This is a genomic window from Streptomyces sp. 13-12-16, from assembly GCF_002114215.1.
Taxonomy (GTDB): Bacteria; Actinomycetota; Actinomycetes; order Streptomycetales; family Streptomycetaceae; genus Streptomyces.
Genome location: NZ_NCTE01001079.1, coordinates 14,095 through 15,858 on the forward strand (window position 1 = coordinate 14,095; position 1,764 = coordinate 15,858).

General features: G+C 75.7%; 1 pseudogene. It reads right to left on the bottom strand.

The features are described from left to right. Positions 1 to 1,750 (bottom strand): annotated as a pseudogene (locus tag B7767_RS35565) (beta keto-acyl synthase); the annotation flags it as partial. Positions 1,751 to 1,764 lie beyond the last annotated feature (14 nt).

Here is a 1,764-nt window from a genome sequence, read left to right on the forward strand (position 1 = left end):
CCCGCTGGGCGACGGCGAGACGGGCGTGGTGGGCGGCGGCAAGTGCCGGCACCGGATCGTCGGCAGCGGCCACGGCCGGCGCCCGGCGGTTCGCAGGGGCAAGGGGCGGCACCGGGTGGTCCGCGGCGGTCACCGGGCCGATCGACGCGGCTCGTGCGACGGGTACAGCCCTGGCACGCGGCGAGGCCGAGCCCTGGGCATCGGAGGGGACCGCCGTACCGGGACCGGCCGGCGCGCCGACCGGTTTCGTCGGTACCGTCGCCGGAGGCGATACCGGCGCAGGTTCCATCCGCTGCTCCGGATGATCTGTTCCGGGCAGCCGGATCGCGGGCGGGTGCGCCGGCAGGGTGATCGTCCTCCCCGGATCAGCCGGCAGCCTGGCGGCCGCTGTGAGCCGGCCGAACAGCGGTGCGGGATCAGGGCAGACCCCGGCGGCGACGAGTTCGGCGACCGCGTCGCACAGCTGCCGCAGTCCCCGTCCCGGCACATCGAGAGCCACCGCCAGGTGGTCCCGGTCCGCCAGGATCCGGCGGATCGACCGGGTACGCCCGCTCTGCGGGCCGTGCTCGATCAGCACGCGCACCCCGTCCGTCCAGGCCCGCTCGACCACCTTCGGGTAGTCGAGCGTGCTGGTCATCTGGGTGAGCAGCGCGTCCGCGACGTGGTCCGGATCGACCGGGTACGGCTCGCCGGTGGCCGCGCTGTAATAGCGGATGCCCGGCGTGGGACTGGTCGGCCGACGGTGCAACGCGCGAAATGCGGCCGCGACCTGGTTCGCCTCGGGGGCGTGCGCCACCATCCGGTACCCGTCGGCCATCGGGAGCCCGGGGCCGATCCGGTCCAGCACGCGCCGGCAGGCCGCGTCCAGTCCGCCGATCACGCACGTGTCGGGCGAGTCGACGGCGAGCAGGTGTGCCAGTGGTTCGCCTGCCAGGGCGGCGCGCACGTCGGCTGGGGTCGCGTGCACCAGGTACTCGGCCCAACGCCCCCGTTCCTGGCCGTGTCCGCGCCAGAACCGGTGCGCCGCGCGGAACTCCCCGGACAGGTCGAACCGGAAAACGTCGCTGTCGGAGACCGCCTGGTACAGGCCGGCCGCGTCGGGCCACGCCCCGAGCACGATCAGTGCGGTGGACTCCCCGGATGAGAAGCCGATCGCCGCGTCCGGCCGCAGCCCCAGCAGGCTCTGGGTGATCTCGCCGTGCAGGGCGGCGAGTTCGGTGGTGTCCCGGATCCGCGTCACGACCGGGACCGGGTCGGTGCCGGTGGGGTGCCGGGGCTCCGGCACCGGGCCGGGCCGGGCGGCTTCCTCGGTGCGGGGGGCGCGCAGGGCGAGTCGTAGTTCCGCCCCGCACCCGGGATAGCTCGCCTGGCCGCTGGGGAAGACGAAAGCCACCTCCCCGCTCGTGGGGGCGTCCTGGTAGGCGATCCGGTCCGGGCGGGGCCCGCCGGACGTCAACCAGTGGCGTGCGACCGCCAGCCGTTCGCGCAGCGTCTCGGAGACCTGGTCGACCACCACCACGAGGCGGGCGGGACCGGTGTCGGACTCCCGTCCGTCGGCCAGAGCGGCCAGCACCTCGGCCCGATCGGCGCCGGAGAACACGTGGGAGCGGGGCGCGATCGAGGACCAGGGCAGCGGCGGGCCGGCCGGGCGCAGGCGGACCGACATCGGGGAGGCGCCCAGGGGCGTCACCCGGGCGCAGGCGGTCAGGGGCGCGTCGGCGGGCAGCGCGGCCGCACCCGACCGTGGCACCGCCTGGTGGTGGA